Source organism: Legionella gresilensis (assembly GCF_900639865.1).
In the GTDB taxonomy this organism is placed as follows: Bacteria; Pseudomonadota; Gammaproteobacteria; order Legionellales; family Legionellaceae; genus Legionella_C; species Legionella_C gresilensis.
On record NZ_CAAAHX010000006.1, the window covers coordinates 69630 to 87792 of the forward strand.

The following is an 18163-nucleotide window of genomic DNA, read 5'->3' on the forward strand; positions in this document are numbered from 1 at the left end:
AAATTATTAGTTAATTTTAACCTTATTTTCTTCTAAAACTGATAAAACATGTGCTTTTACAGTATTCCAATCAGCCATACCATTTTCATCCGCATATAATACCGGATCAACACGATTTAATTGTATGAAAGCTGCGATTCGTTGCACAGATGAAGCAGATTTATAATCGGAAATCCCATCTGTATTTGGCTTATATGAGGTAATAGTTCTCTTATAAATTTCGTTAAAGTCTAAATTTAATTGCTTACAAGCGTCTTCTCCATCTTTTAAAATGCCATATTTATCACTATGTAAGTAGGGCATATAATTAATGACTTTGTGAGCATCCCAATTACCTGCTTGAAAAGCTTGATAATCGGCATTAACGAATTCAGGACGACAATCAGGATATACAGCATGGTCTTCTGAATGAATACCTAAGGCTACACAGATGGTGGTATTTTCCTCAATAGCTCGTGAGAGCGCTGCTGCTTGCAAGATGGAAATAAAAATCTTGTTACGATTTGGCACAACAGTAGCCGCCATATTTTCGCCATCATATAAACCTTCAGGAACAACATCCCCACCATCAACAAGGGCTGAAAATAATAGCTCACTTAGCCCATTTAAATGCACTAAATGATGATTAATTTTATATCCTTTTTCAGCTAAATATTGAACTAAATTTATTGCATAATCAATTTCAACTCTGTGTTTCTGGCCATATAAAAATGAAATTGCATTAACTTGATAATCTCTTGCTAATAAATGGAGTAATAATGTACTTGAATCCATTCCGCCGCTAAGTGCTAAATAGGCAGATTTCTTTAAATTTGGCATGTTATTTTCTCTTTAACAAAAATTATGATATATAAGTAAAAGATATCAGTGCGCAGTATAAAAGAAGTTGGCTTTTTTCTCTATATGGTGAATTAAAAAACATTGATGATTTTACGAATAAGATAATTTATAATTTAACAATTAACTTTTAAAATCAGATTAAAAAATTAATGACTTTCAAACTGATTTATAGTAAAAAATAGGTGCCCTCCCAGGGTGCTGTTCAAAATTTACAAATATGAATATATTTTAAATCATTTTAATAACTATTTATTGAAGAGGAATGTAATGGCTCTCATATCGAAAGCACGCTTTAATCAGAAGGAAAAAGTTAAAGTAGAATTAAGTAGTGAGGTTTTAAGGAAAATAGAAGCTTACTGCCAATGGTCACAAATTGATGATATTAGTTTTTTTATTGAAGAAGCAGCTTGTTATGTTTTCGCAAAGGATAAAGAGTGGAAAGCATACCAAAAACAAGCAAAAAAAGCTGAAAACAGCGAACGATAATTACTTTTTTAGTAAGATTTATTGATGTTTAAGGCTTTATTATTTGTTTAAGGCCTTAACATAAAAAGCATATACAATGCTGATAGCTAAAATTAATTGGCTATATTGAGCTCTATAAAATTGCCTCTTCTTTTAAACAAATCTAATTATTAAATTATTTAAAGATACTTCAAAGGTTAATATGAAAAAATTTATTATTTTAATGCTTTTATCTCCTCTGGCTTCATTTGCTACGTCTCCAACAGGAAATACAGCTTTGGCAACTTATCAAGAATTATGCGCTAAAGAACATGATCCAATAAAACGGCAAAATTATTGCGTATTATTTGAAAAGAGCGGCCAGGCCCATCCAGCTTTTAATGTCTTTAAAAAAGACACAGCAATCGTTTGATTGAGGCTATTATTAGTTAATAAAATAGGAATAATATATTTGTTATTTTATTAACTTGATAGGCTCATACTCCTTAGAATGGTGAGTGCTGAGTAAAGCTGAAAATCTGCATAGAGTAAATTTGCTACATCACTTGAAGATGAGACATTTTTTTCTAAATTATTTTTTTCATTTTTTAAATGCTTACTTAAGTTGAGTTCAGAAAAGTGTAATAACTTTTTTTGCGCTGCATTTTTAGGAATAGCAATCTCATCAATTTGAATATCAGGTATAATACCTTTTGCCTGAATTGAAATGCCAGACGGCGTATAGTAAAGAGCCGTTGTTAATTTAATAGCGTGTTTGTCATCTAATGGTAATACTGTTTGTACAGAGCCTTTGCCAAAACTTTTTGTGCCAACAATAACTGCTCTTTTATGATCTTTTAATGCGCCTGCCACAATTTCTGAAGCAGATGCCGAGCCATTATTTATCAACACAATTAGAGGAGCCCTTTGTAAAATATCACCAGGTGTAGCAATGGCGGTAAATTTACTTTCAGGTAATCTCCCTTTTGTATAAACAATAATCCCTTTATCTGCTTGTTGATTATCAATAAACGCATCAGCAACCTCTACCGCGCTATCTAACAATCCGCCCGGGTTATTACGTAAATCCAGCACTAAGCCTTTTAGTTTATTTTTCGTTTGTTCCTGTAATTTAGTAATGGCGTTACGCATATCTTTTCCTGTCAATTCTTGGAATTGTGATAAGCGAATATAACCAAATTGATTATCAATTAATTTACTTTGCACGCTTTGTATTTGAATTTTTTGACGGGTCATAGAAAAAGTTAATGGTTTATTAACTCCCTTACGAAGGATAACAAGATCGATAGGAGAGCCTTCTTCACCTCGCATGATATTGACTGCCTCAGTTAAACTTAAGCCCTGGGCAGTTTTTGCGCCTAATTTAACAATATAATCACCTGCTTTAATGCCAGCTTTATAGGCAGGCGTATCAATTAAGGGAGTTACAACCTTAAGTAATCCCTCTTCTTGGGTAATTTCTATACCAATACCGGCAAAGTTTCCACGCGTATTTAACTCTAATTCCTTAAAGTCATTTTCATCTAAAAAAGCTGAATGCGGATCAAGACCATTTAACATGCCGCGGATAGCATTATTAAATAAAGCATCATCATTAACTGACTTTACGTAATTTTGTTTTATTTGATAAAGTGCTTGTGAGAAGCGCTGAACTTCTTCGTCAGCAATCTGGGAAGTATCATTCTCAGCGGCAAATGATGGTAAAGAAAAAAGAATTTGAAACAGTAAAACCAGCTGAATACGGCTACAAAACCGTCCCTTCAACATAGCTTCTCCTTATTTAATCCGTTTTTCAACTAATCCTATCCATAGAGAATTAACTTAATGCAATATAGATGCCAGCAGGTAAAAGGGTAATTTTTTCTAAAGCATTATTGGGCTAACCATCTATATTATTAATAATTTGTTGATTAATTATAATTCAAAGAGTATAATATTTGTAAAATTAGTGTATTTGATTAATTTACAGATTTATATAGCTAAATTAAATAAGCTCCTAAGATAAATAATAGTTAATAAATTTAGTTAAATAGTAAGATATAGCTAATGTAATTATCAAAATTTTATCAATAAAATAGTAGGTTAGGATTAAAGTGTTTTACATTAGGTTAAAATATAAATTTTTAGAAAAAAATTTATTTATTTTTTGTAGTCATGGTCATGGCCAAAGTGAGGCTAATTTATCTAGTACTATTCTCTTTTTTAAAATTAAAAAAATACCTTTAGAAGAGATGAAAACAATGGAGATAGAAAATTATACTACCTGCGCATTAGATAAACTTCATAAAGAAACAGAAAAATGGTTAAGTGAACAACTTGAATCTTTAAAAAATAATCCTAATTTTAAAAATATCGATCATATAATTTTTATGGCTGATGTAAATTTAGGCCGGCCGGGTTATAACATATATCCCGATTTTTTATTAAGTAATTTTATTCAGATGCAATTTACTCCTTTTGACCCTAAGGCTGTTGAAATAATACTTTTTTCTTCTAGCTTAGGGATAATAGACAATGCGAGGTCAAAAATACCAGCAAGTACGAAGCTTTTGAATGCCTGTGATTTATTAACAGCAGTGAAGTCTAAGTTGCCGCCTGATTTTAAAGTGCAACATGCTGCTCCCATGCAAGAAGAAATTAAAACAAGCAGCCAGCCTGACGCAGTTGTAAAGGAAGATCTCGATAAAAATAAAGAGAGTAGTACAAAGGGACTTAAGCCTGATAATATCCCATTAGAAGTTAGCGCTAAGGTTAAGGTTGAGTTAGAGTTTCAAAATTGCTCTGCTCAGCAAGAAGAGCCTGAAGATAAATTAAGCTCTATTTTAGGGCCTAGATTATTTTCAGGGGAAATAAATACAGAGTCTAAAGAAGCTGTTATTCATCAACAAAAAAAGCAGGCCACTCGTACGAATCACATTAACTCAAAGTTTGGGTTGTTTTCAGATAAAGAAGAAGCAGACAAAACAGATCTAACTTCAGATATAAAATCCACTCGCTTGTAAAGTAAAATAAGTAACTAAATATTTATAAATATCTTAAATTTTATTAAATAATTATCTATCTAAATAACTAAGATAATGAAGTTATTAATTACAACTTTTAGTAAAAAAACTTTTTATCTAGTTAACAATTCCTTAATTAAATTACCTTATAATGATTATAAAATAGGTTTTAAATTTATTTAATCGATTGCAATTTAGGTGTCATTGAATATATATAATTTATTGATTTTTTTTAAATTAATCTATTTAAATAAATTTTAATTTTTAAAGTAAAAATCATCTAATAAATGAGTTCATAAAATGAAGATAGATATAGTTTATGCTATTGAAGATAATATATTAGTCGTTCTTTGCGCACATGGGTCCCTAGGCGCTAAGGTAGTAAGTCCCTCAATAGGATCAAAAGGTTGGGAAAGTATATGGGATCGTAAAGCATGGCCCGAATCGAGTGATGAGGCTTCAATTGAAGATATTCTGAAGAGTGCTTTTGATAAAATAAAGGCACACGGTAATTATCAATCAGTGCAGGCGGTTATCTTCGCTTCTGACGTTAATTTAGGCTACTCCGGACAAGAAAAGTTCCCTCCCAGCTTACATAAAGACTTTATTGAGAGTCAATTTCCTCACCCTATTAAAAGAGTTCTTTTTTCATCGACTCAAAGCATAGTGGAGGCAGCAGCTCTACAAATAGGAAGCGCAAATATTGCTTGCGTAAAATCGACTACCCGGAATCCGAATCAAGTGCAGGTGAGAATGGCGGGATTTAAACAAGAATTAGTGGCACAATTAAAATCCGCACAGAGTGTTTCTGCAGTGAGAGTTCCTATAGTGAGTGCTCCTATAGAGCCGGGTGATTTAGCGACTAAATTATCAGATTTAAGTATTGAACCTGCAGCTACTTCATTTCAGGGTGATAACTCGGCTAATATATCTGGTGATGAGACTGAGAGGGTCGAAACATCAAATTCAGATCCAAATGTAGCCGATCTCGCTGACGAATCAGATGATGTGCTTGATAATCCGGAAAAAAATTATGATTCTGTAGTTATGCCAGGTCAAAAATATGGTTTTTTTAATAACCATCAGAGTTTAGAAGCGGATGAAAGTTCTGTTAGTGTTAAACCTACTACATGTTTAATAAATCAATAACATAGTAATCAGTATTTATTAAGCGTTAAGCATTTGTTTAAAGCTTAATAAAATTTTAAGGTTATTTGTGCTACTAATGTTTATACTATTATTATTTATTTATTAAAGTGAATTATGAAACGTAATTGGGATATGATTCGCTCAATCCTACTAAAAGTGGAAGAACTTGAGCCTAATGCTCTTTTGAATTTAGATGTCTTTCCAGTAGAAATACATAATGAAATTTCTTACCATTTAGAGATACTCGAAGAAGCAGGTGTGTTGATAGGAAAAATTCATAAAACGCCAGGCGGTTCTCCTCATGGTTTTCATTTAATTCGGCTTACCTGGCTTGGCCATGATTTACTTGAATCTATTCGTTCAGAACTACGTTGGGTAGAAATAAAAAAGCAAATTCATGCTAAACATATTGAATTGAATTTAGAAAATATTATATCTATTGCTCAGGCGCTTACAAGAAAATCGTTAAATTAATAAAAATTCATTAGTTTTTGTCTAGATTAGTTGCTCTGTAGTAAGCTGCAAAGAAATTATAGTCAATTAAGGCTATCTTTAGTTTATGATTTCATAAACTGTGCATTTTAATAAAGCACAAATAAATGAATAAAAATTTTATCCATTTGCTACTGACTATAGTCTATGGCCTCATTATTTTTATGGCATTTACCCCTTATCGCATAGGGTTTTTAATTCCCCTTGCTCTAGGCGGATTTTATGTTATTTTGCTTAAAAGTAGCTTTAAGAAAGCTTTCTTCTTAGGGCTTATTTTAGGTACAATTATTGCCGGCAGCGCTAATTCTTGGTTATTTATTTCCCTTTATACGGCCCATAACTTTGGCTTTTGAATAACTTTCTTGATTATTGCTCTATTCAATACTTATTGTGCTCTGTATTTTGCCTTATGTTCGTGCCTTTTTGTTAAAACAAGAAAAGAAAAGCTAACTACGATTAACGCCCTAATCTTTTCGCTTTATTGGATAATATTTGAATGGTTAAAATCTAATTTTTTACAGGATTTCCGTGGGCGTTAATTGGTTATAGCCAAGTTGATCTGCCAATTGCTTACCTTGCTCCTATTGTAGGTGTTTATGAGGTTGGATTTGCAACAATTTTTATAGGTTGCTTGTTAGCAAACGGATTTCTTCAATACTGTCTAGGCAAGCAGAGAGCTCTAGCTGATTTTATACTAGCCTTCACACTTTACTTTGGCCCTTATTTATTATCTTACGTGCATTGGACTAAGCAAGATAAAGCACATGAATTGCAAGTTAGTATTTTGCAGGCAAATGCAGATGTTAGACAAAGAAGCAACGTTCTCTATTTTATTAAAATTTTAAATTTTTACATTCATAATACTTATCAGTCTAATAGCTCACTAATTATTTGGCCAGAATTCTCTATAGCTCAATTACAAGAGGGCGGAAAATTTTTTTTAAAAATGATTGATAGGTTAAAGTCAAAAAAACAAGGAGTGATTTTAGGTACAACAATAAAAGCGCCCGAAAAGAAAAGATATAATGTTATTCTAACGCTAGGTCTTGCCCAAGGCCGGTATTTAAAAAAACATCTTGTTCCTTTTGGAGAATATATTCCTTGGGAATCGGTAAATGGTTTGTTTTTTAAATTTCCCTTAGAGGAATATAATTTAATTTCAGGACCCATGCAGCAAAATTTCATTGAATTTAAGGGGATTAAAATTACCGCTTATGATTGTTATGAAGTGGCCTTTTTTAATTTAATTCATACCCAATTAAAGGGCACAAATTTAATATTAGGTATTAGTAATTATGGCTGGCTTGGGCGATCGTTTGCTATTCAGCAACACATAGAAATAGCTCGAATGCTGTCATTACAATCAGGAAAACATCAGATTGTTGCTAATAACAATGGTTACTCTGCGATTATAAATAATCAAGGCCGAGTTACAAACTTACTTCCTAATAATCACCAAGGTATTTTAAACGCTAAAATCATTCCAACTATAGGAGCTACGCCGTGGACTTTGCTTGGTGATGAGATGATCATCCTTATTTTTTAATCATTTTACTTTCGCTTAAAAAATAATTAACTATAAAATGTCATAAAAAGTATAAAATCATAGAATGACGGTTAAAGTTAGGTTGTATTTAGGGTTCGAGTTAAAGGGTAATAACAAGTTGGGTATTATAACCCCACTTGTTCCTTATTTATTATTGGCAAGGTTCTTGGAATACCATACCACTTACTTGTCCTGAATTGATGTAACCAGCAAAAGGACCATCTAAGAATTTCACACCAATTAATTTTGCATTAGCATCATAACAGATGCAGAGTTGTCCATCTGCTGCGCCATCATTTTGCTCACCTTGTACACGATAGGAGGATTTGAAGTGTCTAACAGATGCGCCATTTCCACAGGAAAGATCAGTGCCGCAAGAGGGTACAAGTTGAAAATCTTTCAAAATTGATTTTGCTTTTAAAACTTTAGTGTAAACATTATTAGGATCTTTCCAAGATCTATCATGATAAACAACATTACCATTGACATTGGTAACATCACAAGCATCTACTTCAAAGCCAACATTTGCTTTTTTTCCACCAGCATTAATAGGGCCTAGTGTTCCTCCAGCATGAGCTCTAGCTGATTGTAAAACAGGAATATCCTTAGCTAAAATCACTGTTCCTGGATCGGCAACACCATCTGCATTGGCGTCATTTCCAATTGTTACTTGTCCTGCCTCGTTATACGCTAATACAGGCGCTTGATAATTACCAGCAGCTTGCGCTAATTGTTCTGGAGTAGATGTTGTTTGCGTTTAAGTTACATCAGCTGCAGTTGTGGTTGTTGTTACAGAACCATCATTATTTAAGGTTGCGCTACTGGTAGAGTCTGGTTCACTACAAGCGATGATTAATGAAGAGCTGAGACCAAACAGGACGCCTTTACCTATTAAAGAGACTTTCAACATAATGACCTCCAAAACTAAAAAAACATTGTACTTCCTGAAAGTCATCCATTTCTTGTAGGAGCGCTATAAATTTAAGTGTAGTTTGAAAATAAAAGTTGATTAATTTGTAGGCAAGAATAAGCAATAAAATGCCGGCCACTAACATAGGCAGCGATAAAATCATCCCTATAGTAAGATAACCAAATAATAAAATATTATTATCAGGCACTCTAAATAATTCACAAAAGATCCTTAAAATTGCATAACTTATTAAAAATACGCTAGTTACACTGCCGCGTGGGCGAGGTTTACTGGCAAATAACCAAACAATAATAAAAAGCAATATACCTTCTAAAAAATTCATAAAGCTGGGATGGATGACGAGGCAAATCATCGACATGAGGATAGATCAAAGCCCAAGGAACGTTCGTAACTCGCCCCCAAAGTTCGCCATTAATGAAGTTACCTAGACGTCCCATTGCTAAGGCTGTGGGTATGAGTGTAACTGTTAAGTCTAAGGTTTCTAAAATACTTCGCTTAGTATATCTCACATAGATTATGCCTGTAATTAACCCGCCAATAAATCCACCATGGAAGGACAGACCACCTTGCCAAATTTTAAAAAACAATAAGGGATTTTTTAAAAAATTAATTGGATCAAAAAAAAGCATTTGACCCAGTCTAGCGCCTAAAATGACACCAATAGCTACATAAAATACATAATCACTTAACTCTTCATAGGTCCAATTAAGATGATATTTCTTAATCCAATAACAACCTAACAGCCATGCTAAGACAAAGCCTAACATATATAATAGGCCATACCAGCTTATGGAAAGAGCCTATCGAAATAGCAATTGGATTAATTTTAGGATAAATAAACATAATTATTAAAATAAATTAGAGTGTTTTCCTTTCTATATTGCATAAATTTAAAAAAGTTACTATAACTTCTCTCAACTGGGTAACTAGTAAAATTCTCAAACTAAATTAAATGAACGTTATTAAATAAGTGCTTTTAATTTAATCACTTACGCTTAGTTAACTAATTATAAAACAAAACAACATTAAGAAATTTTATTTTTTATTATGCTAGGTTTTTCTAATGTTTCATTAAGCATAATATTAACTATTTCCTTACTTAATAGCTCACGCAATTCCGGTAATAAATTAGCTGAAACAACTAGGTAAGGTGTATTGTTATAATCACTTAAAAAGCAAACATCTAAAAAGTAATCAATATTTAATAAATCATATTGTATAGTTTCAATGCTTTTATTTTTTAAGCTAAAAAGAGGTAGCTTCTTTTTGTATTTATGGCTATGAAAAAAATTATCTAACACATTTAGGTTAATAATAAATTTATTGCGTTTTTTCATAGCAGCAAGATTCGCTACTTGACTTAACACGTTGGGATTTAATTTAAGAGAAGGAAATAGCTTAGCATACAAAGACATAACTATTTTTGTTATAAAATGGATTACTCGACTATGAGAAACGGTTTTAAAATTAACACAAGCAAGTTTAAGTAAGGCTGGGGACTGTTGATAAGGCGCTGTCTTAATAATTGATTTTTGTACCTGGCGAGCTAAATTAAATAATGAAGAATTTTGATTTAAAGCTAGTTTAATTGGCTCAAGTTTTAAAAAGCAGCCAATCGTTTTATCATATAAAGGATTATCCCGCGCTGATTTGACAATATTAATAAAAATCGTTTCTTTCTTGGTTTGGCAAATTTTAATTAAGGCTTTTCCTAAGATAGCGCTCAGTGCTTCATTTAACCCAAAATGATAATGAGCGCAAAACTGAATTAAACGGTTAATAGCTTTTTGAGGTAACTCTAAATAAGTAGAATAAGGAATCTGAGCTTTAGCCATATTTTTTACTATATATTGCGGAGGAAAGTTAACAAAGCCAGCATTTTTTAAATAATTTAGCCAAAACTGATGATCTTTAGCTGAATACCCATCTAATATAAGTTCATTTTCTAAATAGTGTCGATAGGATTTATCATTACCTATATTATTAATAGATTCTAACTTATTAAAAGCAAGATAATATTTAGATAATTCAGACCAAAGTACATTTATGGAGGCGCCATCTGAGATTATATGAGGCAAACATGCTTGGAGTTCAATGGTATTATTTTTTAAATAGAATATTTTTACTCTAAGAAGAGGTTTACCTTTTGGCCATAGATGGTAATTAAGTAGTTCAAAAACTGAATTAGTTAAAGCCAGATTACTTTGTTTCTCCTCACATTTTTGCAGGTCAATTTCTTCAGGTATAAGGGCTAAATTATGCTGTAAATACTGGCCAGATTTAAATTTACAAATGTGATAAGAAAGTACTTCATGTCTTTTTAATAAAATAGTTAATGCATAATTGAATGCCTCTTTATTAAAAGCGCCTTGCAAACGTTTGCGTGAAATAATATTTAATTTTTTTGCTTTTGGTTCAAAAGTATTAGAAAGCCAAAGTAATAATTGAAAATGACTTAGAGGTATAATATTAGCTGTTGCAAGAGAATTCTTTATATGGCTTTTCTGACTAATAGATTTTATCTTACTAACTATTACTGCTAATTCAGCAATGGTTGGGGCTTGATATAACTCTTTGATTGTTAAATTTTTTCCTAGCATTTGATTTATCTTAGTCAGAATACGGGCACCAATAAGCGAATGTCCGCCTAGCTCAAAAAAATTATCATGAATTCCAATTGGCTTTAAATTAAATTCTTCAGCCCATATTTCAGTTAAAGCCGCTTCTAACTCATTTGTTGGTGCTAAGTAGCGGCGATTAGGATGAAATTCAGGTATAGGCAACGCTTCTCTATCTAATTTACCATTTGCATTTAGTGGAAACGCATCTATCATTATGAAAGCCACTGGAATCATGTAATCAGTTAAATATCTTTTAAGATATTGCTTAATCTGATAAGTTCCAGGATTTATCTGCTTATCTTTCAAAGTGAAATAAGCAATTAACTGCTTCTCATTTAAGTGATCAGGTCGCGCAATAACAACAGCTTCACAAATAGCAGGATGACTTGCTATGCACCGTTCTATTTCTCCCAGTTCAACTCTGAAGCCGCGGATTTTAATTTGGTGATCAATGCGACCTAAAAGTTCATAATTACCATCTGTTAAACGACGGCATAGATCACCTGTTTTATATAGACGAGAATTAGAGTCTTGTTTAAAAGGGCTATTAATAAATTTTTCATGCGTTATTTGTGGCTGATTAAAATAACCTCGTGCTAGACAAAGACCTCCAATATAAAGCTCACCTACTTCACCAGTCGGAACAGGATTTAAATCTTTATCTAGAAGATAAAAATCAATGTTGTTTCCAGGCTTGCCAATAGGAACATCCGGACGTAAAGAATGAAGGCCTGAGTTACTTACTCTAAATAAAGAAACGCCAACAGTTGCCTCGGTTGGGCCATACTCATTAATTAATTTATGATGTGGATAACGCGCAAGCCAAGAGGAGCATTCAAGCGTATGTAAAAGCTCGCCACCTAAGACGATAAGCTTTAAATCAGGTAATGCAATGAAATTACTTTGAACCTCAAACAATAATACCCGAAAAAAACTTGGTGTTAACTTAATGACACTAATACGATTAGCTTTAATAAATTCTAGATAGGAAGTTGGGCTTTTTTTAATATCATCATCACAAATAACAATTGTCATACCTAGCATAAGGGGCACAAGGGTATTAGCGATTGCCATGTCGAACGCATGACTAGATGAAAAATCAATACGCTGACTGGCTTGGCAATGACAAAAGTCACCGAACCAAAGGCAAAAATTAACCACACTTTGGTGCTCAATTAAAACCCCTTTAGGCTTACCGGTAGAGCCTGATGTATAAATAATATAAGCTAAATTTTCAATTTGACTGGTAGTATTTAAATTTGCTGAGGGATAAGTATTTAATTCACCGAAGTCAAGGGCAATAGTCTGACCTTGATAGGAGCGAAATTTTTCATTTAAATCTTTTGTAAGTAGTAAGAAGGGGACTTGGTTATCATTTAGCGTGCTACTTATACGTTCTTCAGGGTGGCTGGGATCAAGCGGAATGTAAGCGCCCCCCGCTTTTAGAATGGCAAACATGGCAATTAAAAGTTCTATTGAACGTTCCATGCATAAACCTACAGGCGTTTCTGCTTTTACACCTTGTTTTTGTAAAAAGTGTGCCAGTTGGTTACATTTTTCATTAAAATGTTTGTAATTTAATGATTCATTATTATAAATAACAGCTAAATTATCTGGATGTAGATTAACTTGCGATTCAAAAAGCTCATGAATAGTCATCTTGGAATTACGAATGTTCATATTCTATAATCCCCCTTGTTAATAAATTTCAGTCTAAAAATTAGACAATATTATTAATAATGTATTCATTAATCGTGCCATAATTAGCTGATAGAGTTATTTCGAACTAATTGCATTAATAATTATGTATAAAAGATTTAAATAAGATAAAAGATTAATTAAGTGATTATTTGATATTAATCCTAATAATATATTACTTTACAGATTATTAAATTTAATCTGTAAAGTAATATATAATCTGATTTGAGATTTGATAAATAGTATATGAGTAACAAATAATAAGAATATTAGGGTATAAAGGATTGACGCGTATTATCATCCTTATAAGAATTTATTTCTGGTTCTTGTGAGGTAAATAATGGCTTATATTGTTGTACTTCTAGAGAGGCATCATTTGACTTAGTGTTAACAAAATTATTTTCATCTTTTTGCAGAAGTTCATTAACATACTCTAAATCCTCATCTAAGTATAAATTATGATCAATTTCTTTTAATTCAAATTCCAATTTGTATCGATCGTCTGCTTGCTTCGCACGATGAAAATGCATATAGGCTCCGGCTGCTGCGAGTATTAAACTACTTAAGCTAGATACAGCTACTGGTATAATATAAGCCAATAAAGGAGCAACTATGAGCGCTGGCGGCAGAAATACACTCACGCTGCTTAGTACTATTAGGCTAACTAAGCCCACTAGGCCAATAATAGGTACCTTTGTAAAACCAAATAAATTGCGGTCTGAATTAGCATACCAGGCTGCATGTTCTTTAATCGTAGGGCTCATATAACTAAGCCCTTCTTCCTGATACTCATTAGAGCCGACAAATCTTACCTCGTCTGGATGTTCCAAGTAGTATCGTGTTTTTCTGCGAGCATAAAACTCTGCGCCAACAGCAATAAGTGGCATAGCGGCCATTAATATCGGCATAACAAACATGGCCATAGGTACAAAAAAAGCAGTGATGGTGGCTGCAATAGTAAATAATACTGTGGCAATCAATACTGGCCCAAAAGTAGCAGCAATTCCCCAAGCTATTCCTTGGGCAATTTTATTATTAGTACGAAGTAAGCTTGTTTGATCAGACTGATGGCCGAGGAGGAAATAAGGCAAATTTGCATGCGTGGCAAATATGTCATTGACTATGCCATATAGTAGGCCACTTAGATAGGTAGAAGCGCCTATAAATAACCCGCTAGCAATAGCTGCAAGCCAAAAGGGGGCAGCGAAATAGGCAGTTAATGCAAAGAAAACAATGCAAAGCGCGGCTATTCCTATTCCTATAAGTCCATTGTTTAGTAACCTGCGTAAAATATCGTTTTCTGGTAGATCTTTTCCTAATAACTTAGGTCTGTGATAAAGTATTCGATATAGACCTTGTTGTTTAATATAAGAAAGGATATCTTTAGCATCGAGTGCTTCTAATTTAATAAGACATTTATTGATGCATTTAATTGCATTAGGCAGCCCTTGTATTTTTGCCAGTTTAATCTGATATCGTTCAATTAATTGATAAGCAGTTGCATTTTGCTTAGATTTTTCTTTAGCATCTTTTAATATTAAAAGTAGTATCTTAATTTGTTTCTGTTGACTAAAGTGATTTTTACCATAATGAAGCATGACTTCTTGTAAATGATTTTCTGGTACTGCCATATGAGTTATGCCTCTGCAAAAAGCTTGTATTTTACACAAAAAAAGGCAATGATCAACTTTTATACACAGTAATTTTTTACAGTTAAAAGTGGTTAATTTAATACTAAAACTATTGATTTTTTAGGTTAAGGCAACTTAAAAAATCAATAGGGTAGAAAAAAAGATAGAATTACAGTTTATTGAAATTTTGGTGTTTCTATAAGAGCGTCATTATTGACTTTTTCTTTTGTAGTATACTTTATAAGGCAATCTACTAATACATTACTATTTTGAGACCAAAATTGCTTTATTTCTTTTTCTAAGTTGGCATCACTATTATTAGCAAGATCAGCAATATCTTGTTTAAGTTTATCTGCTAGGTTAGTTAACATAGTACGCCGCCTGCCCCAAGTTAAAGAAGCATTTGCACGACTTCCAGTACTAAAACTCATAGTCATGATAGTCTGAATATGTGCTGAAATTAAATCAATTAAACTATTATTTATGTCCTGATTTGGTGAATGAATTTTTAACTCCTGTAAAGAATCTAAAATTATTTTTTGCTTATCAGCACATTCTTGACTAAGTTGGTATCGCTTATAAATTAAAGGTGCAATCACAATTAGGTGGGAAACTACAAAGCCTACAAAACAGCCAGACATGCTGTATAAACCAGACATAAAGCTAGAGCTTTGGTTACTATAATTATAACCTGCATAACCACCAGCACCTATACTTACCAGAATGACACCTCGCTGTATTAATTCATGCCAACTATAGCGGTGAGTACCTTGACGTAATAATTCGCCAACACGAGACCAATCAATAAGATAGTTAGAACTTTCAGTCAGTGTTTGAGCCGACTTTACAGAAAAAAAACCAGGCATTTTAATCCTCTATTAAAAAGAATTGTATTTTACAGAAAAAACCATTCTGATCAATTTTTAGGTGGATTTGTTATAAGAAGAGACAGCGCCCAATAAATAATTATTCTTATTTATTATCTTTAGCCGGTTTAATTAAAGGCATAGGCGGGCAATGATACTCAGCGGTAACTTTACCATCGGAGTCAATAGATTGTAACTTAATAGGAAATTTCCATAGAGTATAGAGATGCTTTAATACTTCCTGAGCGGTTGCAGCAAGTGGAACATTATTACGTTGAACATGTTGTAAGGTTAAAGATCGATCACCTTCAGTGTCAACTGAATAAATTTGAATATCTGGCTCTAAATAACCTAAATTATATTGCCTAGATAAAGCCTCACGAACCGACTGATAACCCAACTCATCATGAATAGCATTAACAACAATATCGGTATTTTCATCATTATCAATGATATGGAAAAGCTTTAATTCTCGAATTAAATGAGGTGATAAGTACTGCGCAATAAAACTTTCATCTTTGAAATTACGCATAGCTGTATCTAGTCCTGTCAGCCAATCAGTATTGGCTAAATAAGGAAACCAACGCTTATCTTCTTCAGTTGGATTTTCACAGATGCGTTTAATGTCTTGCATCATATGATAGCCTAGCGTGTAAGGATTGATACCACTGTAGTAAGGGCTACTGAAAGAGGGTTGTCTAATAACATTAGTATGATTTTGTAAAATTTCTAACATAAATTCGTCAGCAATCAAGCCTTCATCATAAAGAGCATTAATTAACGTATAATGCCAGAAGGTAGCCCACCCTTCATTCATGACTTTAGTTTGCCCTTGTGGATAAAAATATTGGGCAATTTTACGTACAATGCGAATAATCTCACGCTGCCAAGATTGTAATAGTGGCGCATTTTTTTCTAAAAAATAAAGTATATTTTCCTGCGGCTCAGGCGGAAATCGCTTCTCTTGTTTAGAGGATTGGGTTTGTTTGCTTTGAGGAATGGTTCGCCATAATTCATTAACTTGTGATTGTAAGTAAATTTCTCTATTCTGTTGACGAATTTTTTCTTCTTGAATAGATAGTGCAGGGGGATGCTTGTAGCGATCGACACCATAGTTCATTAAAGCATGGCAAGCGTCTAATATACTTTCTACCTCATCAATACCATAGCGCTCTTCACATTCACTAATATAATTTCTAGCAAAAACTAAATAATCAATAATAGCATCTGCTGAAGTCCACATTTTAAATAAATAGTTATTTTTAAAAAAAGAATTATGACCATAACAAGCATGTGCAATAACTAAAGCCTGCATTGCCATCGTATTTTCTTCCATTAAATAAGCAATACAAGGATTAGAATTAATGACTAGTTCATAGGCTAAACCCATCTCGCCGCGCTGATAACTCTTTTCTACACCAACAAAATGTTTCCCAAATGACCAGTGGTGATACCCAATAGGCATGCCAACAGACGCATAAGCATCCATCATTTGTTCAGCCGTAATTATCTCAATTTGGTTTGGATAAGTTTCGAGTTTAAAATCACGAGCAAGCCGGCTAATTTCTCGATCGTAAGCTTGAATGAGTTCAAAAGTCCAATCAGCACCAATTGATAAAGGCTTCTTTTTCTTTCTCATACTGTTTTCCTCTTAAACAGCTCACGAAATACAGGATAAATATCAGCAACCGTATCAATATTCTCCATTGCAAAATTAGCATATTTTTCCTGAATCTGCTGATAAACTTCCCATAAGCTTTGATGATGCCTTGGCATAATTTCTATATAAGCAAAGTATTGTAAAAGTGGCATGATTTTTTCTTGTAATAACTCTTGGCAGTAAGGCGAATCTGCATTCCAATTATCACCGTCTGAGGCTTGAGCCACATAAATATTCCATGAAGCAGCAGGATAGCGAACTTCAATAAGCGTACTTAAAAGTTCCAATGCACTAGAAACAACTGTTCCACCTGTTTCACGTGAGTAAAAAAATTCCTCTTCACTGACTTCTTTCGCTGATGTGTGATGGCGAATAAAAACTAAGTCAATTTTTTCATAATTCTTTGTTAAAAAAAGATATAAAAGAATAAAGAAACGCTTAGCAATATCTTTTTTAGCTTCATCCATTGAGCCTGAAACATCCATAATACAAAACATCACAGCTTGTGTTGTGGGTGTGGGAATGCGAATTCGATTATTATAACGCAAATCTATTGTGTCTATAAAAGGGACGGCTTTTATTTTCTTTTTGTAAAATTCAATATCTCGTTGTAAACGCAAGACTTCTAAACGATCTGGATTTGCCTGCGCTTCCAAGCGATTTAATTCTTCTTGCGCTGCACGCAACTTCCTTTTATAAGGGGCTGCAAGCGCCATACGTCGACTAGTGGCTTGGCGCATTGAACGTACAATGTTTATATTAGTCGGTACACCACTGGTCGTAACCCCTGCTCGAACAACTTTAAAATTCCTAACTTTGGCTAAATCTTTCTTAATTAAGTCAGGTAGTTCCAAATCTTCAAAATATAATTCTAAAAATTCTTCTCGGGATAACTGAAATACAAATTCATCTTCGCCTTCGCCATCTTTACTGGCTTGACTTCCTCCGGATCCTTGTCCACCTTGATTCGGCCGTTTTATTCGGTCACCTGCAATAAATTGATCATTGCCTGGCAAAACTCGCTCGACCTGGCCGCCATGTCCGTTTCTGAAGGTTGGCTCGGAAATATCGCGGGCAGGAATACTAATTTGCTCACCTTGATCAATTTCAGTAATACTACGACGGCCTACAGCGTCTGACACAGCACGTTTGATCTGATTTTTATAACGCCTTAAAAAGCGCTGCCTATTTACAGTGCTTTTTTTACCAGCATTTTCTCGACGATCAATAAATTGTGACATGGCTTAGTATTTCTCCTCACC

General features: G+C 33.3%; 15 protein-coding genes and 2 pseudogenes. 7 read left to right on the forward strand and 10 right to left on the reverse strand.

Annotation, left to right across the window (positions count from 1 at the left end; genetic code table 11):
• Nucleotides 1-6: 6 nt before the first annotated feature.
• Nucleotides 7-819 (reverse strand): 7-cyano-7-deazaguanine synthase, encoded by an 813-nt coding sequence (locus E1P04_RS08830; RefSeq protein WP_131782554.1) that lies wholly within the window; start codon nt 817-819, stop codon nt 7-9.
• Between the two features lie 288 nt (nt 820-1107).
• Between E1P04_RS08830 and E1P04_RS08835 the strand changes: the two genes are divergently transcribed.
• Nucleotides 1108-1326 (forward strand): hypothetical protein, encoded by a 219-nt coding sequence (locus tag E1P04_RS08835; protein WP_131782555.1) that lies wholly within the window; start codon nt 1108-1110, stop codon nt 1324-1326.
• Nucleotides 1327-1507: 181 nt separating this feature from the next.
• A complete protein-coding gene (locus E1P04_RS08840; protein ID WP_131782556.1) occupies nt 1508-1717 on the forward strand; it encodes a hypothetical protein in 210 nt (69 codons plus the stop codon).
• A gap of 50 nt (nt 1718-1767) precedes the next feature.
• On the opposite strand, the gene E1P04_RS08845 is transcribed toward E1P04_RS08840, so the two are convergent.
• Nucleotides 1768-3072: a S41 family peptidase gene (locus E1P04_RS08845; RefSeq protein WP_131782557.1), complete on the reverse strand. Its 1305-nt coding sequence runs from the start codon at nt 3070-3072 to the stop codon at nt 1768-1770.
• 326 nt (nt 3073-3398) lie between these two features.
• Between E1P04_RS08845 and E1P04_RS08850 the strand changes: the two genes are divergently transcribed.
• The 5 genes and pseudogenes from E1P04_RS08850 to lnt all read left to right on the forward strand — a co-directional run.
• Entirely contained in the window at nt 3399-4307 is a 909-nt protein-coding gene (locus E1P04_RS08850; protein ID WP_131782558.1) for a hypothetical protein, read from the forward strand.
• Between the two features lie 300 nt (nt 4308-4607).
• Entirely contained in the window at nt 4608-5456 is an 849-nt protein-coding gene (locus tag E1P04_RS08855) for a hypothetical protein (RefSeq protein WP_131782559.1), read from the forward strand.
• A gap of 114 nt (nt 5457-5570) precedes the next feature.
• Entirely contained in the window at nt 5571-5930 is a 360-nt protein-coding gene (locus E1P04_RS08860) for a DUF2513 domain-containing protein (RefSeq protein ID WP_131782560.1), read from the forward strand.
• A 125-nt stretch (nt 5931-6055) separates the two neighbouring features.
• Nucleotides 6056-6301, forward strand: coding sequence for a hypothetical protein (locus E1P04_RS08865; RefSeq protein WP_131782561.1), 246 nt, complete (start codon nt 6056-6058; stop codon nt 6299-6301).
• A 170-nt stretch (nt 6302-6471) separates the two neighbouring features.
• Nucleotides 6472-7494: pseudogene (lnt, locus tag E1P04_RS08870) on the forward strand (apolipoprotein N-acyltransferase); the annotation flags it as partial.
• A 151-nt stretch (nt 7495-7645) separates the two neighbouring features.
• On the opposite strand, the gene E1P04_RS08875 reads toward lnt, so the two are convergent.
• From E1P04_RS08875 to E1P04_RS08905, 8 genes and pseudogenes are all read right to left on the reverse strand, one after another.
• Nucleotides 7646-8113: a hypothetical protein gene (locus tag E1P04_RS08875; RefSeq protein ID WP_131782563.1), complete on the reverse strand. Its 468-nt coding sequence runs from the start codon at nt 8111-8113 to the stop codon at nt 7646-7648.
• Between the two features lie 138 nt (nt 8114-8251).
• Nucleotides 8252-8404 carry a hypothetical protein gene (locus E1P04_RS17640; RefSeq protein ID WP_165482722.1) on the reverse strand — a complete coding sequence of 51 codons (153 nt, stop codon included), beginning with the start codon at nt 8402-8404 and terminating at the stop codon, nt 8252-8254.
• A gap of 121 nt (nt 8405-8525) precedes the next feature.
• A pseudogene (gene lgt, locus E1P04_RS08880) lies at nt 8526-9268 on the reverse strand (prolipoprotein diacylglyceryl transferase); the annotation flags it as partial.
• A gap of 182 nt (nt 9269-9450) precedes the next feature.
• On the reverse strand, nt 9451-12726 hold the full coding sequence (locus tag E1P04_RS08885) for an amino acid adenylation domain-containing protein (RefSeq protein WP_131782564.1): 3276 nt from the start codon (nt 12724-12726) through the stop codon (nt 9451-9453).
• A gap of 287 nt (nt 12727-13013) precedes the next feature.
• The gene (locus tag E1P04_RS08890; RefSeq protein WP_131782565.1) at nt 13014-14375 is read right to left on the reverse strand and encodes an ABC transporter permease; all 1362 of its coding nucleotides are present in this window, start codon (nt 14373-14375) and stop codon (nt 13014-13016) included.
• 176 nt (nt 14376-14551) lie between these two features.
• The gene (locus E1P04_RS08895) at nt 14552-15241 is read right to left on the reverse strand and encodes a hypothetical protein (protein ID WP_131782566.1); all 690 of its coding nucleotides are present in this window, start codon (nt 15239-15241) and stop codon (nt 14552-14554) included.
• 106 nt (nt 15242-15347) lie between these two features.
• Complete coding sequence (locus tag E1P04_RS08900) at nt 15348-16880, reverse strand: SpoVR family protein (RefSeq protein WP_131782567.1); 1533 nt, start codon at nt 16878-16880, stop codon at nt 15348-15350.
• Nucleotides 16877-18142 (reverse strand): YeaH/YhbH family protein, encoded by a 1266-nt coding sequence (locus tag E1P04_RS08905; RefSeq protein WP_131782568.1) that lies wholly within the window; start codon nt 18140-18142, stop codon nt 16877-16879. The genes E1P04_RS08900 and E1P04_RS08905 overlap by 4 nt, the downstream gene beginning before the upstream one ends.
• Nucleotides 18143-18163 lie beyond the last annotated feature (21 nt).

Excerpts from the sequence above, each read along its gene's own strand:
- E1P04_RS08830 (WP_131782554.1), bottom strand. The coding sequence starts at position 819 with ATGCCAAATTTAAAGAAATCTGCCTATTTAGCACTTAGCGGCGGAATG.
- E1P04_RS08835 (WP_131782555.1), top strand. The coding sequence starts at position 1,108 with ATGGCTCTCATATCGAAAGCACGCTTTAATCAGAAGGAAAAAGTTAAA.
- E1P04_RS08840 (WP_131782556.1), top strand. The coding sequence starts at position 1,508 with ATGAAAAAATTTATTATTTTAATGCTTTTATCTCCTCTGGCTTCATTT.
- E1P04_RS08845 (WP_131782557.1), bottom strand. The coding sequence starts at position 3,072 with ATGTTGAAGGGACGGTTTTGTAGCCGTATTCAGCTGGTTTTACTGTTT.
- E1P04_RS08855 (WP_131782559.1), top strand. The coding sequence starts at position 4,608 with ATGAAGATAGATATAGTTTATGCTATTGAAGATAATATATTAGTCGTT.
- E1P04_RS08860 (WP_131782560.1), top strand. The coding sequence starts at position 5,571 with ATGAAACGTAATTGGGATATGATTCGCTCAATCCTACTAAAAGTGGAA.
- E1P04_RS08865 (WP_131782561.1), top strand. The coding sequence starts at position 6,056 with ATGAATAAAAATTTTATCCATTTGCTACTGACTATAGTCTATGGCCTC.
- E1P04_RS17640 (WP_165482722.1), bottom strand. The coding sequence starts at position 8,404 with ATGTTGAAAGTCTCTTTAATAGGTAAAGGCGTCCTGTTTGGTCTCAGC.
- E1P04_RS08885 (WP_131782564.1), bottom strand. The coding sequence starts at position 12,726 with ATGAACATTCGTAATTCCAAGATGACTATTCATGAGCTTTTTGAATCG.
- E1P04_RS08890 (WP_131782565.1), bottom strand. The coding sequence starts at position 14,375 with ATGGCAGTACCAGAAAATCATTTACAAGAAGTCATGCTTCATTATGGT.
- E1P04_RS08895 (WP_131782566.1), bottom strand. The coding sequence starts at position 15,241 with ATGCCTGGTTTTTTTTCTGTAAAGTCGGCTCAAACACTGACTGAAAGT.
- E1P04_RS08900 (WP_131782567.1), bottom strand. The coding sequence starts at position 16,880 with ATGAGAAAGAAAAAGAAGCCTTTATCAATTGGTGCTGATTGGACTTTT.
- E1P04_RS08905 (WP_131782568.1), bottom strand. The coding sequence starts at position 18,142 with ATGTCACAATTTATTGATCGTCGAGAAAATGCTGGTAAAAAAAGCACT.